The following is a 451-nucleotide window of genomic DNA, read 5'->3' as shown; positions in this document are numbered from 1 at the left end:
ACTTAATCTGCCTGTGCTCAAGGTCTGGTGGACATTTACCTTCCCGTTTTAACCGTGATAAAGCACGTCCATATGTGGGTGCTTTATCCGTGTTGATCACTTGTGGAATTTGCCACTTCTTCACATTATTTAAAATTTTTCCAAGAGAACAATATGCTGATTTGGTATTACGTCTAGAAGAAAGATAAAAATCAATGGTATCGCCACGTTGATCGACTGCACGATACAGATAAGACCATCGTCCATTCACTTTTACATAGGTTTCATCAATATGCCACGAGCTCAGATCTGTAGGATTACGCCAATACCAGCGTAAACGTTTTTCTATTTCAGGAGCATAACGTTGAACCCAACGGTAAATAGTCGTGTGATCAACATTCACACCCCGTTCGGCCAGCATTTCCTGCAGTTCACGATAGCTAATGCCATATTTACAATACCAGCGCACAGC

The 451-nt window shown here is 41.7% G+C and carries 1 pseudogene; it reads right to left on the bottom strand.

What is annotated here, in order from left to right:
- A pseudogene (locus ACTJIX_RS14870) lies at positions 1-451 on the bottom strand (IS6-like element IS1006 family transposase); the annotation flags it as partial.

This window comes from Acinetobacter sp. 22323, assembly GCF_052044895.1.
Classification (GTDB): domain Bacteria; phylum Pseudomonadota; class Gammaproteobacteria; order Pseudomonadales; family Moraxellaceae; genus Acinetobacter; species Acinetobacter schindleri.
The sequence above is the reverse complement of the archived record's forward strand: the minus strand, read 5'-3'. Positions and strand labels throughout refer to the sequence as shown.